This window comes from Sporomusa sphaeroides DSM 2875 (genome assembly GCF_001941975.2).
Classification (GTDB): Bacteria; Bacillota; Negativicutes; order Sporomusales; family Sporomusaceae; genus Sporomusa; species Sporomusa sphaeroides.
This window is the reverse complement of record NZ_CP146991.1, coordinates 1,461,664-1,479,241: the sequence shown is the minus strand read 5'-3', so window position 1 is coordinate 1,479,241 and position 17,578 is coordinate 1,461,664. Positions and strand designations below refer to the sequence as shown.

Sequence of the window (17,578 nt, the reverse complement as noted above, 5' to 3'; positions counted from 1 at the left end):
AGCAACTAAAAAAGAGTAAAAAAAGCGTACTCGCAGCCATCGCAGCTAGGAGTACGCTTTTTTATCCTGATAGAAAGTATAACTTTCGCCTGGATAAGGGCAACATCGGCTTTCGCCTTCGCTGGAGCTCGGCATAAGCCGTGTTTTCTTTATGCCACAGCCTCTAGTGCTGCATCCGGCAATATCACCGGATGCAGCACTAGCTTTCAGCCAATGCCAGGGCAACCTTATGATGGGGACCGGCCCAGGGCATATTGCTAAATTCAGTAAGACTCCGCCATTGGCCTTCCTTCATCACCCCATTGCCTGACAGCCATTGACATGAAAAAAAGGAAATATCCCATTTCCGGTGACTAAATATATGGATATAATGAAACTGCTCTTCCCCTACATCGACTTCCTGACCAAACTCATGCCACAGTACTGCTGTTAGACACCGGTCTGCTGCCTGCCCACCAGTAAGTTCCACAGTGGGAAATTCCCACATCCCGGCCAACAGACCTTTGGCCGGGCGCTGCCGCACCAGATATTTTCCGTCCTGCAATACCAGACCGGCAGCTAACTGCACCAACACAGGCTCTTTCTTGGCAGGCCGCACTGGTAACGTATCCTGAACCTCCCGTGCATAGCCTTCACACAAATTGCTTAGCGGACAAACCTGGCAGCGGGGACGTCGGGGAATACAGATCATGGATCCCAAATCCATCAGCGCCTGGTTAAAATCTCCCGGACTGCTGTCAGGCATATGCCGATGCAGCAAGCCGGCAATCTCCCGTTTGGTCGCCTGCTTGCTGATATCACTCTCCAGGCAAAACAGCCGGCTGAAAATTCTCAAGACATTGCCGTCAACAGCCGGCACCCGCCGGTTATAGGCAATGCTCGCGATAGCACCGGCAGTATAGTCTCCCACCCCAGGAAGCTGCCTGATCAACTGCTCGTCTTCCGGTACTTCCCCCCCATAGGCTGCACATACCTCCCGTACCCCGGCCAGCAAATTGCGGGCCCGACTGTAATATCCCAGCCCCTGCCAATACTGCAATACTTCCTGTTCAGAGGCCTCTGCCAAAACCGCGGGTGTGGGAAACCGGTCAATCCATCGCTGATAATAACCCTTTACAGCTTCTACCCGTGTTTGCTGCAGCATAATCTCCGAAACCCAAATTTTATATGCATCTTTATCCTGACGCCAAGGCAAATCCCTGGCGTTTTCGTAATACCAGTCCAATAACTGGGTTGCTAATGTCATAATTGGCTTTCCTTCCTAATTAATTATTCCTATCATAACACAACAGCGCTAGTGCTGCACTCAGAATAACATGAAGTATATCACCAGATGCAGCACTAGTCCTGGAATCTGGGGAAGGCATTTGCCAACTGCAGGATTTTATTTTATAGTAGAATTGTACATACCTTTTTTGAAAGAAGGCTATTTATTAATGAAATCATTCCAAAACCATAAAATCTCACCAGAGCATACCAGCCTCACGGTAGAAGACTATCTTAAGCAGGTACTGCACTGCTCCGGACGGCAAATCCAGAAGCTGACACGCCAAAAAGGAATATTCTTAAACGGCAAGCCTGCTTTTCTTCAGCGTCAGCTTAAGGCAAACGACAATTTACGCGTTTTACTGCTTGAAGATACATCCTATGGGGTTGAGCCTGAACCGGGAGACATCGATATTCTTTATGAGGATGAGCAGGTACTGGTTTTGAATAAACCTCCTTACCAGCTGGTTCATCCCACCGGACAAACAACCGGTGGTACTCTGGCCAACCATCTGGCTTATCACCTCCGTGAGCGCGGCATCCTGAGTACCGTTCGCGCAGTTCACAGGTTAGACCGGGAAACATCGGGCTGCATAATTTTCGCGAAAGATTCCCGCAGCCAGTTTTTATTAGAAGAGCAATTAAAGGCAAGGACCCTCAAGCGTACCTATTGGGCTCTAGTCCAAGGTGTGCCTCAGCCGCCGTCGGGAACAATTGCCGCCCCTATCGGCCCGCATCCAAACTCACCAAACCGGCGGGCCATCAGCACCAAAGGCGAGGAGGCTGTTACCCATTACCAAACTGTCCGCACCTTTGCTGCCACTTCACTGCTCGAACTGGTACTGGATACCGGCCGAACCCACCAGATACGGGTTCATTTAGCTCATCTTGGCTACCCCATCATCGGCGACCGCATGTACGGCAGCCGTTCTCCGCTTATGTCCAGACAAGCCTTGCACGCCGTATCGGTAAGCTTTGAGCAGCTGTCAACAAAAGAACCGATTACCGTCACAGCACCCCTGCCGGACGATTTTGCCCGAATACTGGCAACCCATACCACCACCCTATAGATAAAACCGGAGGTCTCCTTATGCTGCCTGCCTACCGCACCATAAAACAAGTGGCTGAAATCCAGCTTGAAATCAATAAATCCCTGTTTATTGCCTCTGCCTGTCCTGCCGTGACAGAAGAGGCCGCTGTGACGTTCATTAACGACATTAAAAAGCGTCACAAAGAAGCCAACCATAATTGCTCCGCCTATGTAATCGGCCAGCATGGACAATATCAAAAAGCCGATGATGACGGCGAACCTAGCGGCACGGCCGGCAAACCAATATTGGACGTCATCAACAAATCGGCGGTAAAAAACACCGTCATTGTCGTAACCCGCTATTTTGGCGGCATCAAACTGGGAGCCGGCGGACTGATCCGTGCCTATGCCAAAGCAGCTTCCGCCAGCCTGGAGGCTGCCGTAATTGTTGAAAAGCAGCTGCATACCAAGCTAGCCATCCAGCTTGACTACCATCTGCTGGGCACAGTAGAAAATCAGTTGCGGCTTAACAAATTTCCTATCCAAAGCAAAGATTTCGCCGAGACGGTCAGTATTGTTACCCTGGTCCGCAAAGGGGAAGAAGATCAATTAATCCAGCTGATAGCCGACGCCACTGCCGCCCAGGCCATTGTTAAAATAATCGGGGAAGAATATCTGGATATGTAGATAAAGTGCCTAAAAAAACTCCCTCTCCATAAGAAAAGGGAGTTTTTTGTGCGTTTTTTTTATTTTTCAGTTCAAAATTTTATAATTCATCATAACATATACTAAGCTGCCAACACAATTTTATTGATAAGCATTATTATTTATTAATTTCATGCTATTAACCCGGCAAGGTTTCAGGAGGAATATCTATGCTTTCACCAAGCCTGGAAGATTATTTGGAAGAAATCTATCGGTTTCATGCCAATCTCGGCGTTGTCCGGGTTACTGATATCAGCCACAAACTTAATGTGTCTATGCCTTCTGTTTCCAAAGCCATGCGCAAACTCAATCTTCTTGGTTATATCACCTACCAAAAATACGGTCATATCTGCCTGACTGCCAAAGGCATCGAAACCGGCAAATTCCTTGTCCGCCGCAACCAGATTCTGCAGGAGTTTTTAGTAATGCTTCGCACTAACTGCAACATTGCCGCCGAAGCCGAAGCCATTGAGCATTACTTATCCAATTCAACTATTGAAGCCATTCAGTCCTTCGTAGTATTTATGCGAAAAAATCCCGATACGTATCAGCAGTTATACACCTTTCTCGAAGAGCGTCAGCCGACTGATTTGTAGACGGCAGTCTGACATCCTCCGGCTATACCAAGCCTAACGCCCGAGCCGACTGGGCAACAATAAAGCATACGGCAAAGCCAACTATGGTCGGCAGTAAAAATGTCAGGAACGTCCATTTGGCACTGCCTGATTCTTTATATGCCGAGAGCAAAGCCGTCGTACAGGGCCAATGCAGCAAACAGAACAACATGGTATTTAGAGCCGTCAGCCAGGTCCAGCCGTGGCTGATGAGGACTTGCCGCAATTGAGACAACTCATCAAGCTCAATCATATGGCCTATAGACAAATAACTCATCAGCAAAATTGGAACAACAATCTCGTTGGCAGGCAACCCTAAGATAAACGCCAGCAAAATATAGCCATCAAGTCCGATTGCATAGGCGACAGGCTGCAGTCCTCCGGCCAGGTGCTGCAGAATACTGAGCTCACCTATGTACAAATTGGCAAAGAGCCAGGTAATTGCACCGGCCGGAGCCGCCATCAAAACCGCCCGTCTGAGCACGAAGAAAGTACGATCAATCATGGACCGGTAAATGACTGCACCAATATTCGGTTTGCGGTAAGGCGGAAGTTCCAGTACCATTGAAGAGGCTTCCCCTTTTAGAATGGTATGAGACAAAAGCCAGGACGTGACAAAAGTAATGGCAATTCCCAGCATAACCAGACTGGCCATAAAGACAGTGACAACAGCTGTTTCATATTGTGGCGTTAACGCCCCGCCAACAAAAATGGTGGCAATGGCAATCAGGGTGGGAAACCGGCCGTTACAGGGCACAAAGTTGTTGGTCAGAATGGCGATAAGCCGTTCCCGGGGAGAATCAATAATCCTGCAGGAGACTATGCCGGCGGCGTTACAGCCAAAACCCATGCACATAGTAAGAATCTGCTTGCCGCAAGCCTTGCACTTTTTAAATAAATTATCAAGGTTAAAGGCCACCCGGGGAAGATAACCCAAATCCTCCAATAGAGTAAATAGCGGGAAAAATATAGCCATTGGCGGCAGCATTACCGCAATCACCCAGGCCAGTGCCCGGTAGAGGCCAAGCACCAGAATACCATGCAGCCAGTCAGGCGCACCAGCAGCTTGAAACCAGACTGTCAACTGGTCCTGGAAACTAAAAAGCGCAGTGGCAAGCATTGCCGAGGGAACGTTAGCCCCCTCAATGGTAATCCAAAACACTAAGCTTAGCAGTATCAACATAATGGGATAGCCAAATATACGTGATGTCAATATGTCGTCAAGCTTGTTATCCCAATAAGATTTATCGGTTGCCGGTGATGTAACAACTTTGCGGGCAATACTCTCAGCATTGGCATATACATCGGCAACTATTCTGTCACTTAACTGGTTGCCATAGCGGAGGCGAATAGCCTCCGCCTCCGCGCATAAACCGGCAAAGGTATTTAGCGGCTTAACATTATCCTTCATTGTACGGCCTCCCTGACAACAGGATTGCCGCTCAACTGCAAGTGCAAGGCAATACTTTCAATAAAAGCCCTGTCTCCGTCTAACAGTCTAAGCGCTACCCACCGGGCATTCAGCCGTTTATCTATATGACGCTCAATATTGGGTAAAAGCTGCGCGATTGCTGCTTCCACCTCTGGCGAATACTGCAATTGTTTGTGATGAGTCTTACACTCACCTGTAGCTATACGGTACAAAGCAGCTAACAGGTGATTAAGACCTTCATTTTGGCGTGCTGCTGTTGCTACCACCGGCACGCCAAGTTCTTTTTCCAGTAGGCTTATATTTACCTGGATTTGCTTTTTTCTGGCTTCATCCATAAGATTAACACAGACGACAACCTTAGAAGTTATCTCCATAATTTGCAGCGCCAGATTCAGGTTTCGTTCCAGACAGGTCGCGTCCACTACCACTAAAGTCACATCAGGACGCCCAAAGCAGATGAAGTCCCGCGCGATCTGTTCTTCTGCCGTATGTGCCATGATGGAATAAGTACCTGGCAAATCGACCAGTAAGAAGGACCGGTTATTATAGCTAAACGTCCCTTGCGCATTATCCACCGTTTTGCCCGGCCAATTGCCGGTGTGCTGCCGCAAGCCGGTCAGAGCGTTGAAAACCGTGCTTTTGCCAACATTGGGATTACCTGCAAGAGCAACAATAAACTGTCCGGGATTGGCATGAATCCCGAACTGCTCCCGCAATACTTTGCGAGCCGGTACTATTACCTGCGCCACTTTGTCAGCCCTCCATTCCCTGAGCATCATTGCAAAGATGCGCCCGAATAAGCTGCGCATCTTCAGTGCGCAAAGCAATAGTACTTCCCCTGACAGCAAACGCTATCGGATTGCCGGCAGGACTTTTCCGCACACACCGGACTGTTGTGCCTGGAACCATTCCTAAATCAAATATTCGCCTTCTTAATAATCCGCCAAGTTCAACACTGGCCACATAACCGGATGCCCCTACTGCCAAATCGGAAAGTGCAATTGTTGATGCCTGTTCACTGCTCATTTTACCAACCTCCTCAACTTAACCAAAGCTAACAGATGGGCCAAAAATATAAGTTAGCTACAGCTAACTGTCAGGCCATCTGTTATATGCTATGAAACAGCCTTGTGGTCGGATACAAAAAATGCATATTTTCCAAGCAGCGTTAATATACTTTTAGCTTGCAGGTGCAGCTAAGTTACTTATCCGATGACTAAGATTCAGATGGGGTTAAAACCCCACTTGAATCAAGTCTTCATTTATAAGTCAGTCGGTTGCATACTGCTGCATTCCCTGCTGCCTGTTTCAGCAGTCTCTCTAATGGCGTATTCGATAATGTCCAGCATAGCTTCAATTTCACTAACCGTACTGGCAAGCGGCGGCATAAAAATAACCACATCACCAATCGGCCGAATGATCAGTCCCAGCCGGCGCGCCTGTTCGCAGACATTGGCGCCAACAGCCTGATCCCACCGATACGGAACTTTCCGGCTCCTGTCCTGCATCAATTCAATCCCCACAATAAGACCACACTGGCGAACATCACCCACATGCTCAAGCCTGGCTATGGCTTTGAGCTTGACTGCGGCGGCGTCTATCCGGCAATGGAGTCCCTCAATTACCTTTTCCTCGCTGAAGATTCGCAAATTAGCCAATGCGGCCGCACAAGCCAACGGATTACCTGTATAGGAGTGTCCATGGTAAAAAGTCTTTTTAGCAGCATAATCGCCCAAAAAGGCATTATATATTTCATCTGTAGTCAGCGTTGCTGCCAGCGGCATATAGCCGCCGGTTATGCCTTTGGACAGGGTCATCATATCAGGGGCTACCGCTTCATGCTCACAGGCAAACATCTTTCCTGTGCGGCCAAAACCCGTCGCCACCTCGTCGGCAATAAAGAGTATGTCATATTTCCGGGAAATATCCCGCACTTTGGCCAGATAACCGGGAGGTGACATAATCATGCCTGCTGCCGCCTGCACCAGGGGTTCAATAACCAGGCCGGCAATCTCTTGATGGTGCTCAGCCAATACCTGTTCCAGCCTGACAGCACACTGCATACCACAGGTGGCCGGATCAGAGGACAGTTTGCAGTGATAGCAAGACGGAGCCGGAATATGCACCGGCGTAAACAACAACGGTTTGAACACCCGGTGAAACAAATCAATGCCACCAACGCTGACTGTCCCTACGGTATCTCCATGATAGGCCTGCTCCAGCGCAATAAACTTCTGTTTGCCGGGCTTGCCTTTATGCTGCCAATATTGAAAAGCCATTTTCAGGGCCACTTCCACTGCCGTCGAGCCGTCATCAGAATAAAATACCTTATTTAGCCCGTGAGGGGCTATGGCCACAAGTTGTTCAGCCAGTTCGGCGGCCGGTATGTTGGCTAACCCCAGCAGAGTTGAATGCGCCACTTTACCAAGCTGATCAATAATGGCTTGGTCGATCTCAGCCTTGCGGTGGCCATGAAGGTTGACCCATAAAGACGATACGCCATCATAATACTCAATGCCCTCAGTGTCAATAAGTTTAATGCCTGACGCAGCGGCAATAACCTTTTGCGGTCTTGACACCCAGTCCTGCATCTGAGTAAAGGGATGCCAAACATACTGCTTGTCTCTCAGCTCTGCCGGAAACATGGACAATCCTCTCCTTTCATCATACCGATTATATGATCTATCGCCAAATGCTGTTCCGCTGCCTGGCCTAATGCGACCATTGAAGCTTGACCTGCTGGAATCCCGGCAAGTGAAGGAAACTTGCCCAACACCGGCAAACCGGTCAACAGCTTTATATAAGCTAAGTTGCTGCGTTCTAACACAGTTGCCGCAGCTTCATCCCAGCAATTAACAATAATGCCGGCCAGCGGTATGCTTCGCTGCCGGGCATATTCTGCAGCCAGCACAGTATGGTTAATTGTACCCAGATTAGGCTTCACAACAAGTATGACAGGCAGCTTAAGTTCCAGCATCATATCGGCCACAAGATAGTCTTTCCAGACAGGTGCAGCCATGCCGCCTACCCCTTCCACCACCGTTAGCTCCGATTGATTTAGCATAGCCCGGCAAGCGGTAATTAATTTTGTCACATCGATAGTCATACCGCACTCAGCAGCAGCCACCGCTGGGGTCAAGGCAGCAGCCAGGCAGACAGGGTTGACCTCCTGCCGCCGTTCTTCAGCCATGCCGGCAGCCGCCATTAAGAAGGTAGCGTCCTCAGACACTGGTTGGCCACTGGTATTAACCCTGCCGCCTGAAGCTACCGGCTTAACCACACCGACATTTATCCCGCGCCGCTTCAAAGCAGCGGCAATGGCTCCGCTAATAACAGTCTTGCCCACGCCGGTATCGGTTGCCGTAATAAACAAACCTTTTTGCATTTTCTATCCCACCACCATTCCAAACTGTCTGGCCTTTGCCGTAATTGCTTCTACGGCCTGGCGCAATTCATCCCGTTCATGTGCTGTAATCACCGTCAACCGCAGCCTGCTTGTGCCGCAAGGCACAGTCGGCGGCCTGATAGCTGTAATAATAATTCCCTGTTTATATAATTCATCAGCCAGGCGGACGGCAGCGCCGGCCTCACCCACCATAATGGGTATGATCGGCGTCACACCGCCAGGCACCGGCATACCGGCAGCCTGCAGCAAACTTCTTACATAATTGGCGTTTTCACTCAGCTTGTTGACCATGTCCGGTCCGGCTGACAGCTGCCTGAGAGCGGCCAGCGCCGCCGCAATCGTTGCCGGTGCCAGTGCGGTGGAAAAAATAAAGCTGCGCGCTTTATTCTTTATATACTCAATCAGCTCTTTTGACCCGGCAACAAAACCACCTTCTGCCCCAAGTGCCTTGCTTAGCGTGCCGATTTGCACCTGCACCTTATGCTTTATGCCAAAATGAGCAGCCGTTCCCTGTCCGCCTGGTCCAAGCACACCGGTAGCATGCGCATCATCAACTATAAGGAGAGCATGATACTTTTCAGCCAGGCCGGCAATGACAGGCAGCGGCGCTATATCCCCATCCATGCTGAACACACCGTCTGTTACGATCAGCCGTTTTCCCCGGCAGGCAGTGCCTTGCAGCAGGCCATGCAAATCCGCCATGTCTGCATGCCGGTATATCACAGTCTGCGCCCGGGATAAACGGCAACCGTCAATGATGCTGGCATGATTCAACTCATCACTGAAAATAACGTCATCCGGGCCGGCCAAAGCACTAATGACACCAAGATTAGCCATATAGCCGGTATTAAATACCAAGGCTGCTTCCGTCTCTTTGAATCTGGCCAATGCCGGTTCCAGCTCATCAAACAGCGGGTGCGTCCCGGTAGTAAGTCTGGACCCGCCCGAACCGGTGCCATATGTCAGTGTTGCCTTGACAGCAGCCTGCTGCAATTCAGGGTGATGGGTCAGGCCCAGGTAATTATTAGAAGCCAGCAGTAAGTAAGTCTGTCCGTTTATCCGGACATGACCGGGAGCAACAGGGTCGCAGGTTACCGTCCGCCGATACAAATCACAGGCTATTGCCTGCTCCAGAAACTCACTCAGAAACTGCATCAGCAGCACCTCCTGCCGCTGGAACTTTAACCAGTATCGGCTGATACTGCAGGTAATCTACCAGTTGTTTCAAATCAGTGTTTTCCTGTATAAAGAAAATCCTGCCGCCAATAGGACTGCCATAAGGTTTTAACTGGGTAAACCGGGTGTATGCCGCCGGGGTTGCCACATAACCGGCCGTATATTCCGGGTCATCTGACCAGCATAATTCCGCAACCATACCCGGTGCCGACATAACTTTAGCGGCTAACACCACCGCCTCACGGAGATGAATCTGGTTATTGCCGTACCCCAGACGGTTCAGCCAATGCAAATATTCTTGTTCATCGGCAATATCCATCCGTGATACGCGAACTCCCCGCTCAGCCTGCGTGTCAAGCCTCAAGCCTGTTTGCGCATTGACTACCATAGCGCCCCGCAGACTGACTGGCAATCCGACCAGTGCGCTTATGCCTGCCGCCGCAGCCACAGGCGCAACTCCGGCCCTGATCAGCATGGCTTGCGCCGACTCCCGCCCGGCAATCATATCAGGAGTATTCACCGTTATAATTGGCAGGCAGGTCACTTCCCTCACGGCCTCAGCAGGAACGGTCTCGACAGTAAGGTTGATAAAATCGGCCGTTCCCCGGCTATGAGACAGCGCACGCCTAAGCATGGCCGCTGCTACGGAGGTGAGCAATTCTCCGCTTACCAGCCGTTCGGCACCGGAAATATGTTTGCCGCCTTGCTCGTGCGAACTGCCCTGGGCTGCCCTCATTCTAACGCTGTACAGCATGCTCTGTCACCTTCCCTTATGTTCCTTTATCCGTTTTAACAAAACCGTAAGCGGCCAAGCCAACAAAGCCGTGTACATCATCCCCGGCAGAGCTGCCAGCAAAAGCGGGATTGCCGCTTTGCCAATAAACCCGCCCAGCGCCAGCCGGGCAGCAGCCGAACCTGCCGGACCTGCCAGCACAATAATTGGCCAGGAGTTTCCGAACAGGACTATTATCATACCGACAACTCCCCGGAATACCATGGCAATAAACACATTTAACAGTGACTGGGTACCAAGTATTAGGCCAATAACACTTGACAGCACACCTGCCGTAATATATTTGCCGAAACCAAACACTGCACAAATAGCCACAGCCAGCGGCGCTGACAGTTGAAATTCTGTTCCCGGCAGCAGTCCCGGCAGCTTAAAGGTGCCGGTTATGGTGATAAAGGCGGTCAGCAGCCCAACCTCGCTGATCCACCCCACTCTGCTCAGCATATCGTTATTCCTTGTTGACAGCTTTTGCCGACAAAGGACGCAGCCCTGCATCTTTTACCATGGCCACATCCATCTCACAGTTGCGTCCGCCTGTTGTAAGATAACCGCCAATCAGCATGCCATTAATTCCTCCCATCAGGCTGATGGATTGTAAATCCCGCAAGTTTACCTCCCGCCCGCCGGCAGTACGAATTCCTCTGGCAGGCAGAATAAACCGGAACAGGGCAAAGGTTTTCAATATTTCACGCGGCGGAACCGGTGGCTGTCCGGCCAGTTCTGTGCCTTTAATAGGATTTAATATATTAAGCGGCACAGAATGAACGGCCAGTGTCTTAAGCTCAAATGCCATATCCAATCTGTCTTCCATGCTTTCGCCTAAACCGATAATGCCGCCTGAGCACACCTCCAGCCCGGCTGCATGAGCAATGCTGATGGTGGCTGCCCTGTCATCATAGCTATGGGTTGTGCAAACATTTATGTAGTAATTGCGGCTGCTCTCAACATTATGGTGATAGCGGCTTACCCCGGCTGCCTTCAGCGCTATGGCCCGTTCCAGTGTCAAGGTGCCGAGTGAGGCACATACCATCAGGCTGGTTTCCTGCTTAATTCGCTCCAGTGCACTGACAATCTGCGGGAAGTCCCGGTCTCGTTCCCCCCCCCTGCCACTGGTAACTATGCTGAAACGAAGCGCCCCGCCAGCTTCGGCCTGTTTGGCTGCCGCTACCAGTTCAGCTCCACTAAGTAATGGATATATGGAAATATTGGCTTGGTGATGAGCTGATTGTGCACAAAAACGGCAGTTTTCCGTACACAATCCGGAGCGGCCGTTTACGATAGCGCACAAGTCAACGTCATCACCCACAAACTGCTGCCTGATCCTGTCAGCCATCGCTAATAAGAACGGCACCTCTTTATCATCAATTGCCGCCAGGACTGACGCCTCTTCCCGGGATATTTCCCCACCCTCCAGCACTTTGGTGCCAAGCTTAATAATCAATTCCGTACTCAGCATGTCGCCCTCCTCTTGTTAACCGATTTTATTTATCATAGTTGACCAATAAAACAAACGTTAACCATTATTTTTTTCATGGTTAACGTTAAAATTATACTATATTCTCACACATCCTGCAAATAGAGAAAATACGGTTTTCCCCGCCCCCTGGCGAATACAAATAAAAGATCCGCCAACACGTGCCGGCGGATCTGTAAGCAGGTTCATTTCTTCTCGTCAAGACGCTTACCGAATTTATATTTAGGCATTGGTTTTATTGGTATGTCACACTCGTCTTCAACTTCTTCACAGTCATCGGTACTATGATAGTCGTCACAAAAGTCATCTTCATCCTCTTCATCGTCCGGGCAGAAGGTTGACGGTCCGAGACCGGTAGCACCGGAAAAGCTATGGCAATGTCCACAGTCTTTGCTTGTCACACCTTCAAAGTAATGAACATGAGTGCCTTCCGGCATTTCAATAGCCGGTCCGGTCATAATATCCTCGGTATGCCAGTGCCCTTCCCCGTTTTCTTCACTGATAAATGAAGTCCGCCCATGAATCCGGTGAATATGGGTTCTTCCCCTTTCCCTTGCCGGACCGCTAACTCCCACAATTATATGCTGATGCTCGTCGGCCACATCAGCTTCAAGCAGATAAGTATGCACATGTGGCATTGCACAGTTTTGTTGATGATAATGATGCTTGGATTTGCGATCGTCTTCGTTAACAGGCATAGTCTATAACACCTCCAAATTGGTTTCGCACCATATACTATGCCTGAAAACAGCAAATTGCTACCTTTTTAGTTACCAGCGACCTTAGGGCATGAATCGGTTTGGGACAGGCTAACGGCTCCGGTTCAATAACACGCCTATATTCCAAGCCACCGCAGCGACAGCATGGCTGTCAAACCCAGTCCCATGGTCAGCATGGCGTTCCGGCAGGTATAAGCCACAATGGCCGCCAATATCCCCGCCAACAAATAGTGGTTGCTGAGAGACAAGTCAACCCGGCCCTGCGGCAGCAGCAGTGCCGGCACAATAAGGGCCGTCAGCACGGCAGTGGGAACATGCCTGAGCCAGCGCTCAAACCAACAGGGCAACCCGGTTTTTTTCAATAAAGCCAGCGCACCAAACCTCGTAAAAAAAGTAACCGCCGCCATTCCGGCGATAATCAGTAACATCTCAAACCGCATGGTTTTCCTCCTTTTCCAATAAGCCGCCTACAATACTAGCCGACACACAGGCAGCGATAATATACCATTTTCCCGGCAAATAAGCGGCTCCCACTACAGCCGTCACAGCAGCCACCAGGCAAACAGCCACACTGACAGGATTATTCAGCCGGGGCACCAACATGGCGAGGAAGACAGCCGGCATGGCAAAATCCAGACCCCAGGCCAGCGGGTCCGGAATATAGCTTCCCACCAGCACACCGGCGATGGTTGACAATGCCCAGGTAAAATATAACGCCCAGCTGCTTCCCATCTGGTAATTGGCGCTATAGCCGGCTTGGACTGTACGATTAGTGGTAATCGCATACGACTCATCTGTCAGTGCAAATGCCAGCAGGATCTGCCGGGCAAGCGGCAGTTTTAAAAGCTGCGGTGCCAGCGATGCTCCCATTAACAGATGACGAAGGTTAATCAGTAAGGTAGTAAATACAATAAGACCCCAGCCGGTAATGCCGGCTCCCAGCATAGTAATGCAGATAAATTGCGCTGCCCCGGCAAATACCAGGAGCGACATAAGTATGGTTTCTGCCGGAGTCAGTCCGGCCGCCAGTCCCATAACACCGCAGGTAATGCCAAAAGGCATTACTCCCAGCATAATAGGTAGGCTGTCACGCGCCCCTTGCATATAGTCTCTCAAGAGCTCCACCGCCTTTTATAATTTATTTTATATTACCTGGCAGGAAAACCATTGTAAATATCCAATTATGACAATTATTATAATAATTGGATACACAAGGAGTTTTTTATTCAAATGGATATATCCAAAATTCTTGACAAAGTATTGCTTGCCCCTAAATCAGCGATTCCCCTGTACATGCAAATTGCCACCATATTGACCGAAAATATCAATAATGGCACCCTGCCTGCCGGCAGTAAGCTGCCGCCTGAACGTGAGCTGGCCGCTCTCTTAGGCGTAAGCCGCACGACAGCCATTAACGCGTACCGCCGCTTGGAGGAACAAGGACTGGTCAGCACCAGGGTCGGCAGCGGCACCTATGTAGCTGAGTTGACACCACCTGTCCAGAGTGTTCCTGCTGTACCCTGGTCACAGTTATTTACTCCCACCCCCAATACGCAATTATCCTCTATTTTACGTGAAATAATTGCTTCGGTCTCAGTCACTGACAGTATCCCGTTAGCAGCCGGTATGCCTGACCCGGCATTATATCCCGTAAATGACTTTAACCGTTTGTTTAGCCTGCAATCTGCCCATACTGGCGGCTGCGACTTAGGCCATATCCCTACAGAAGGCTATTTGCCGCTCCGCCATGCCTTGGCAGCCAGACTGACAACCAAAGGCTATGGCACCACCCCGGAAAACACAATGATTGTCAGCGGCTCACAGCAGGGACTGTATTTAATTACCAAGGTTTTTCTGGAGCCGGGTGATTATGTTATTGTTGAGTCTCCCACTTATCTGGGAGCCATCCAGGTGTTTAGTACTGCCAATGCCCGGTTACTCAGTCTGCCGTCCTCAGGCCGTTTACCGTTGGACCTGCTTGAGGATTATCTGATCCGCTACCGCCCTAAGCTGTTCTATATCATGCCGACATTTCAGAATCCCAACGGCCGGGTCATGCCGCTGGAAGAACGCCGCAGACTTTTGCAATTGGCGGCAAAACACCGGTTAATCATCGTCGAAGACGATCCATATGGCGAATTATATTATGGTGAACAGCCGCCGCTTTCCCTCAAAGCCCTTGACCCTTATGGCGGCGTTATTGCTCTGGGGACTTTCTCCAAAATGCTCTTTCCCGGCCTGCGCACAGGCTGGGTTGTAGCGCCGGAAACAGTCATTAACCGGTTTGCCCTGGAGAAACAATATATTGATTTGCATAGCAGCAACCTGTCGCAACGATTGCTCTATGATTATTTAACGGCAGATTTACTTGATGATCACCTGGCGTTTGTCCGCACCGAATACAAAAAGCGCCGCGACTTTGTCGCCAGCGCCCTTAGACGGTACTGCAGCCCATACCTCACCTTTACCTTGCCGGCAGGCGGCTTTTATTTTTGGTGCACACTTAGCCATGGCATTTTTACCCGCCAACTGCTGCATGAAGCAGCAAAAACAGGAGTTTCATTTGTTCCCGGTGAAGCTTTCTATGCAGATGCCGCCGGTTCTCAGGAGCTTCGAATCTGCTTTGTCACCTATCCGGAGGACCAGCTGCTCGAAGGTATTAAACGGTTGGGCAAAGCGCTGCATACCGTGGCCAACAGCACCAATACCGGCATCCGGGCACACCCGGGAGTTACCCCGATCATTTAAAGCAACCATCATCCCCTCATCCTGCAATTTCTCCTTGACAAAATACATATGTTTTACTATAGTATTCCTCATAGTACACATTCATTGGAAATATTCCCTTGCGTTGCTTGCTATGTATAATTGAATCAGGACTATCGAAAAACGATGAAGAGGAAAAGTAGCCATTCAATTACAGCCCAGAGAGCTAGGAAACGGTGAGAACCTAGCCTGAAGTTGATGTGTGAAGTTCTCCTTGGAGTTGCCAGCTGAAGAACGGGGCAATTGCTGTCCCGATTGGTAGGTGCGGACGGGACTTCCGCCGTTAGCGGGAAGGAGGTATCGGTAACATTTGATGTTGCCCGTACTTTACAGAGCGGAGTCTGCCGGCCAGAACAGCCGAATGACTCTACTAGGGTGGTATCGCGGGAAGTGAAAACTCCCGTCCCTTATCAATAGGGACGGGAGTTTATTATTTTTACATAAGGAGGTGATTACTAGTGTTGGGACTGACCGACCCCTGGATTGCATTTGCATACCTGGCCTGTTTTGCGGCTACTGCGTTATGTATCTTTTATTCTGTCCGCAAAGGTGGTGAATAAACTCTAAATTTATTATATAAATAAGGGAGCGATTGTATTGAATACTGACTTACTTTATATTATGTTAGCCGTCTATCTGGGGATAACAGTTTTCCTCGGCTATCTTGGCTACCGGCACACAAAATCCTCAAAAGATTATATGATTGCCGGAGGTAATGTCCATCCTGTTCTTATGTCCCTGGCATACGGTTCAACCTTTATATCCACCTCGGCCATCGTCGGTTTTGGCGGAGCTGCCGGAGTGTACGGGATGAGCTTATTATGGCTGACAGTATTCAACATATTTGTCGGTATATTTGTTGCTTTTGTTTTCTTCGGTGTGAAAACCCGGCAACTTGCGCAAGAACTACAAGTCAAAACCTTTCCCGAGTTTCTGGGAGCGCGTTTTGCCTCTCCTTTTATTCGAAAATTCTCTGCTGCCATGATCTGCCTGACAATGCCGCTCTATGCGGCAGCCGTAATGATCGGCGGAGCGAGATATATGGAAGAAGCTTTGCAAATGGATTATGTGACTGCCTTGACGATTTTTGCAGTCATCGTGCTGGCCTATGTTTTTTTTGGTGGCTTACGCGGAGTTATTTATACTGATGCAATGCAAGGAATTATTATGTTCATTGGGATGGCTGCACTGGTCATATTGACCTATTCGCTGCTGGGCGGAGTCACCACGGCGCATTTGAAACTGGAAGCACTGCGCAATATGGTGCCACAGGCTATGGTAGCTAAGGGACATATGGGTTTTACAGCTATGCCTGCATTTAGTTCGGAATTATGGTGGTTTGTCATTTCTACCCTGGTTCTGGGCGTAGGTATCGGCGTTTTGGCCCAACCGCAGCTTGCTGTACGATTCATGACAGTATCAAGTGCCAAAGGAATCTATAATGGCTTAGGAGTTGGCGCAGTCTTCATTCTTTTCATGACCGGTGTTGCTTTTACTGTTGGCGCTTTATCTAACGTATATTTTGTGGAGCATGGCGGTAAACTTGCGCTGGCAGCAACGGCTGCAGGCGGCGCAGCCCCAAATATCGATAAAATTATCCCGCTTTTTATCACCCTAGCCATGCCGGAATGGCTGCGCTATGTTTTCTTATTTACACTGCTGTCGGCAGCCATGTCGACCTTAAGCGGCCAATTTCATATCATTTCTACTTCTATTTCTTATGATTTGAATCCCCAAAAAGGCGCCAGCGATGCACAAACCCTGATGCTGGCACGTATCGGTACACTATTGGGCTTTTTACTGACGTTGGCTTTAGCACTTTATCTCCCGGCAGGAATTATTGCCATTGCTACGGCGCTGTTCTTCGGAATGTGTACAGCAGTCTTCCTGCCAATATATGCAGCCGCCTTATACTGGCCGCGCATTACTGCGTCAGGCGCCATGTACAGTATGATTACGGCAACAGTAGTATACGCCGGACTGGTATTTTTTGTACACGAGAAAGAAGCCGGTATTTTTGGCCTCTGCGCCAGATTGTTCGGAGTTAACACCTTGGGCGTTACACCGTGGACATATATCGACCCTCTGGTTATCGCCCTGCCGGTCAGCGCGATTGTGCTCATTGCCGCCAGTTTGCTGACACAGCCTGCCGTCAAAGCAACAGTTGCCGAAGAGCTATAAAAAACACAAAGAACCCGCG

19 protein-coding genes and 1 other annotated feature are annotated in these 17,578 nt (G+C 49.7%); of the genes, 6 read left to right on the top strand and 13 right to left on the bottom strand.

Annotated elements, in window-relative coordinates; translation table 11 throughout:
• Positions 1-199 precede the first annotated feature (199 nt).
• Positions 200-1,246, bottom strand: a complete 1,047-nt coding sequence (gene mutY / locus SPSPH_RS06505; RefSeq protein ID WP_075754331.1) for an A/G-specific adenine glycosylase — start codon at positions 1,244-1,246, stop codon at positions 200-202.
• Positions 1,247-1,436: 190 nt separating this feature from the next.
• Here mutY and SPSPH_RS06500 point away from each other — a divergent pair, with 190 nt between their 5' ends.
• The 3 genes from SPSPH_RS06500 (at position 1,437) to SPSPH_RS06490 (ending at position 3,597) form a co-directional block, all read left to right on the top strand.
• A complete protein-coding gene (locus SPSPH_RS06500; RefSeq protein ID WP_075755996.1) occupies positions 1,437-2,336 on the top strand; it encodes an RluA family pseudouridine synthase in 900 nt (299 codons plus the stop codon).
• A 20-nt stretch (positions 2,337-2,356) separates the two neighbouring features.
• Positions 2,357-2,983: a YigZ family protein gene (locus SPSPH_RS06495; protein ID WP_075754329.1), complete on the top strand. Its 627-nt coding sequence runs from the start codon at positions 2,357-2,359 to the stop codon at positions 2,981-2,983.
• 188 nt (positions 2,984-3,171) lie between these two features.
• Positions 3,172-3,597, top strand: a complete 426-nt coding sequence (locus SPSPH_RS06490) for a metal-dependent transcriptional regulator (protein WP_075754327.1) — start codon at positions 3,172-3,174, stop codon at positions 3,595-3,597.
• 22 nt (positions 3,598-3,619) lie between these two features.
• On the opposite strand, the gene SPSPH_RS06485 is transcribed toward SPSPH_RS06490, so the two are convergent.
• From SPSPH_RS06485 to SPSPH_RS06430, 12 genes are all read right to left on the bottom strand, one after another.
• On the bottom strand, positions 3,620-5,026 hold the full coding sequence (locus SPSPH_RS06485) for a nucleoside recognition domain-containing protein (RefSeq protein WP_075754325.1): 1,407 nt from the start codon (positions 5,024-5,026) through the stop codon (positions 3,620-3,622).
• Positions 5,023-5,796, bottom strand: coding sequence for a FeoB small GTPase domain-containing protein (locus SPSPH_RS06480; protein ID WP_233138695.1), 774 nt, complete (start codon positions 5,794-5,796; stop codon positions 5,023-5,025). The genes SPSPH_RS06485 and SPSPH_RS06480 overlap by 4 nt, the downstream gene beginning before the upstream one ends.
• Positions 5,797-5,800: 4 nt before the next feature.
• Positions 5,801-6,073: a FeoA family protein gene (locus SPSPH_RS06475; protein WP_075754321.1), complete on the bottom strand. Its 273-nt coding sequence runs from the start codon at positions 6,071-6,073 to the stop codon at positions 5,801-5,803.
• A 236-nt stretch (positions 6,074-6,309) separates the two neighbouring features.
• A complete protein-coding gene (gene bioA, locus SPSPH_RS06470) occupies positions 6,310-7,692 on the bottom strand; it encodes an adenosylmethionine--8-amino-7-oxononanoate transaminase (protein WP_075754319.1) in 1,383 nt (460 codons plus the stop codon).
• Positions 7,674-8,432, bottom strand: a complete 759-nt coding sequence (bioD, locus tag SPSPH_RS06465) for a dethiobiotin synthase (protein WP_075754317.1) — start codon at positions 8,430-8,432, stop codon at positions 7,674-7,676. Before bioD ends, bioA begins: the two co-directional genes overlap by 19 nt.
• Before the next feature lie 3 nt (positions 8,433-8,435).
• The gene (bioF, locus tag SPSPH_RS06460; protein WP_075754315.1) at positions 8,436-9,608 is read right to left on the bottom strand and encodes an 8-amino-7-oxononanoate synthase; all 1,173 of its coding nucleotides are present in this window, start codon (positions 9,606-9,608) and stop codon (positions 8,436-8,438) included.
• Positions 9,592-10,383 (bottom strand): 6-carboxyhexanoate--CoA ligase, encoded by a 792-nt coding sequence (locus tag SPSPH_RS06455; RefSeq protein WP_075754313.1) that lies wholly within the window; start codon positions 10,381-10,383, stop codon positions 9,592-9,594. The genes bioF and SPSPH_RS06455 overlap by 17 nt, the downstream gene beginning before the upstream one ends.
• Before the next feature lie 6 nt (positions 10,384-10,389).
• Positions 10,390-10,863 carry a hypothetical protein gene (locus tag SPSPH_RS06450; protein WP_075754311.1) on the bottom strand — a complete coding sequence of 158 codons (474 nt, stop codon included), beginning with the start codon at positions 10,861-10,863 and terminating at the stop codon, positions 10,390-10,392.
• Positions 10,864-10,867: 4 nt separating this feature from the next.
• A complete protein-coding gene (gene bioB, locus SPSPH_RS06445) occupies positions 10,868-11,875 on the bottom strand; it encodes a biotin synthase BioB (protein WP_075754309.1) in 1,008 nt (335 codons plus the stop codon).
• Positions 11,876-12,078: 203 nt separating this feature from the next.
• Positions 12,079-12,591: a YmaF family protein gene (locus SPSPH_RS06440; protein ID WP_075754307.1), complete on the bottom strand. Its 513-nt coding sequence runs from the start codon at positions 12,589-12,591 to the stop codon at positions 12,079-12,081.
• 137 nt (positions 12,592-12,728) lie between these two features.
• On the bottom strand, positions 12,729-13,052 hold the full coding sequence (locus SPSPH_RS06435; RefSeq protein WP_075754304.1) for an AzlD domain-containing protein: 324 nt from the start codon (positions 13,050-13,052) through the stop codon (positions 12,729-12,731).
• On the bottom strand, positions 13,042-13,728 hold the full coding sequence (locus tag SPSPH_RS06430) for an AzlC family ABC transporter permease (RefSeq protein ID WP_233138690.1): 687 nt from the start codon (positions 13,726-13,728) through the stop codon (positions 13,042-13,044). Before SPSPH_RS06430 ends, SPSPH_RS06435 begins: the two co-directional genes overlap by 11 nt.
• A 114-nt stretch (positions 13,729-13,842) precedes the next feature.
• Here SPSPH_RS06430 and SPSPH_RS06425 point away from each other — a divergent pair, with 114 nt between their 5' ends.
• The 3 genes from SPSPH_RS06425 (at position 13,843) to SPSPH_RS06415 (ending at position 17,559) form a co-directional block, all read left to right on the top strand.
• Complete coding sequence (locus SPSPH_RS06425) at positions 13,843-15,360, top strand: PLP-dependent aminotransferase family protein (protein ID WP_075754302.1); 1,518 nt, start codon at positions 13,843-13,845, stop codon at positions 15,358-15,360.
• A 135-nt stretch (positions 15,361-15,495) separates the two neighbouring features.
• Positions 15,496-15,789, top strand: a binding site (T-box leader).
• Between the two features lie 47 nt (positions 15,790-15,836).
• Positions 15,837-15,938 (top strand): symporter small accessory protein, encoded by a 102-nt coding sequence (locus tag SPSPH_RS06420; protein WP_331250330.1) that lies wholly within the window; start codon positions 15,837-15,839, stop codon positions 15,936-15,938.
• Positions 15,939-15,975: 37 nt separating this feature from the next.
• Entirely contained in the window at positions 15,976-17,559 is a 1,584-nt protein-coding gene (locus tag SPSPH_RS06415; protein WP_109298218.1) for a sodium:solute symporter family protein, read from the top strand.
• Positions 17,560-17,578 lie beyond the last annotated feature (19 nt).

Excerpts from the sequence above, each read along its gene's own strand:
- SPSPH_RS06475 (WP_075754321.1), bottom strand. The coding sequence starts at position 6,073 with ATGAGCAGTGAACAGGCATCAACAATTGCACTTTCCGATTTGGCAGTA.
- SPSPH_RS06495 (WP_075754329.1), top strand. The coding sequence starts at position 2,357 with ATGCTGCCTGCCTACCGCACCATAAAACAAGTGGCTGAAATCCAGCTT.
- SPSPH_RS06450 (WP_075754311.1), bottom strand. The coding sequence starts at position 10,863 with ATGCTGAGCAGAGTGGGGTGGATCAGCGAGGTTGGGCTGCTGACCGCC.
- mutY (WP_075754331.1), bottom strand. The coding sequence starts at position 1,246 with ATGACATTAGCAACCCAGTTATTGGACTGGTATTACGAAAACGCCAGG.
- SPSPH_RS06485 (WP_075754325.1), bottom strand. The coding sequence starts at position 5,026 with ATGAAGGATAATGTTAAGCCGCTAAATACCTTTGCCGGTTTATGCGCG.
- SPSPH_RS06440 (WP_075754307.1), bottom strand. The coding sequence starts at position 12,591 with ATGCCTGTTAACGAAGACGATCGCAAATCCAAGCATCATTATCATCAA.
- SPSPH_RS06425 (WP_075754302.1), top strand. The coding sequence starts at position 13,843 with ATGGATATATCCAAAATTCTTGACAAAGTATTGCTTGCCCCTAAATCA.
- SPSPH_RS06435 (WP_075754304.1), bottom strand. The coding sequence starts at position 13,052 with ATGCGGTTTGAGATGTTACTGATTATCGCCGGAATGGCGGCGGTTACT.
- bioF (WP_075754315.1), bottom strand. The coding sequence starts at position 9,608 with ATGCAGTTTCTGAGTGAGTTTCTGGAGCAGGCAATAGCCTGTGATTTG.
- bioD (WP_075754317.1), bottom strand. The coding sequence starts at position 8,432 with ATGCAAAAAGGTTTGTTTATTACGGCAACCGATACCGGCGTGGGCAAG.
- SPSPH_RS06490 (WP_075754327.1), top strand. The coding sequence starts at position 3,172 with ATGCTTTCACCAAGCCTGGAAGATTATTTGGAAGAAATCTATCGGTTT.
- SPSPH_RS06500 (WP_075755996.1), top strand. The coding sequence starts at position 1,437 with ATGAAATCATTCCAAAACCATAAAATCTCACCAGAGCATACCAGCCTC.
- SPSPH_RS06455 (WP_075754313.1), bottom strand. The coding sequence starts at position 10,383 with ATGCTGTACAGCGTTAGAATGAGGGCAGCCCAGGGCAGTTCGCACGAG.
- bioA (WP_075754319.1), bottom strand. The coding sequence starts at position 7,692 with ATGTTTCCGGCAGAGCTGAGAGACAAGCAGTATGTTTGGCATCCCTTT.
- bioB (WP_075754309.1), bottom strand. The coding sequence starts at position 11,875 with ATGCTGAGTACGGAATTGATTATTAAGCTTGGCACCAAAGTGCTGGAG.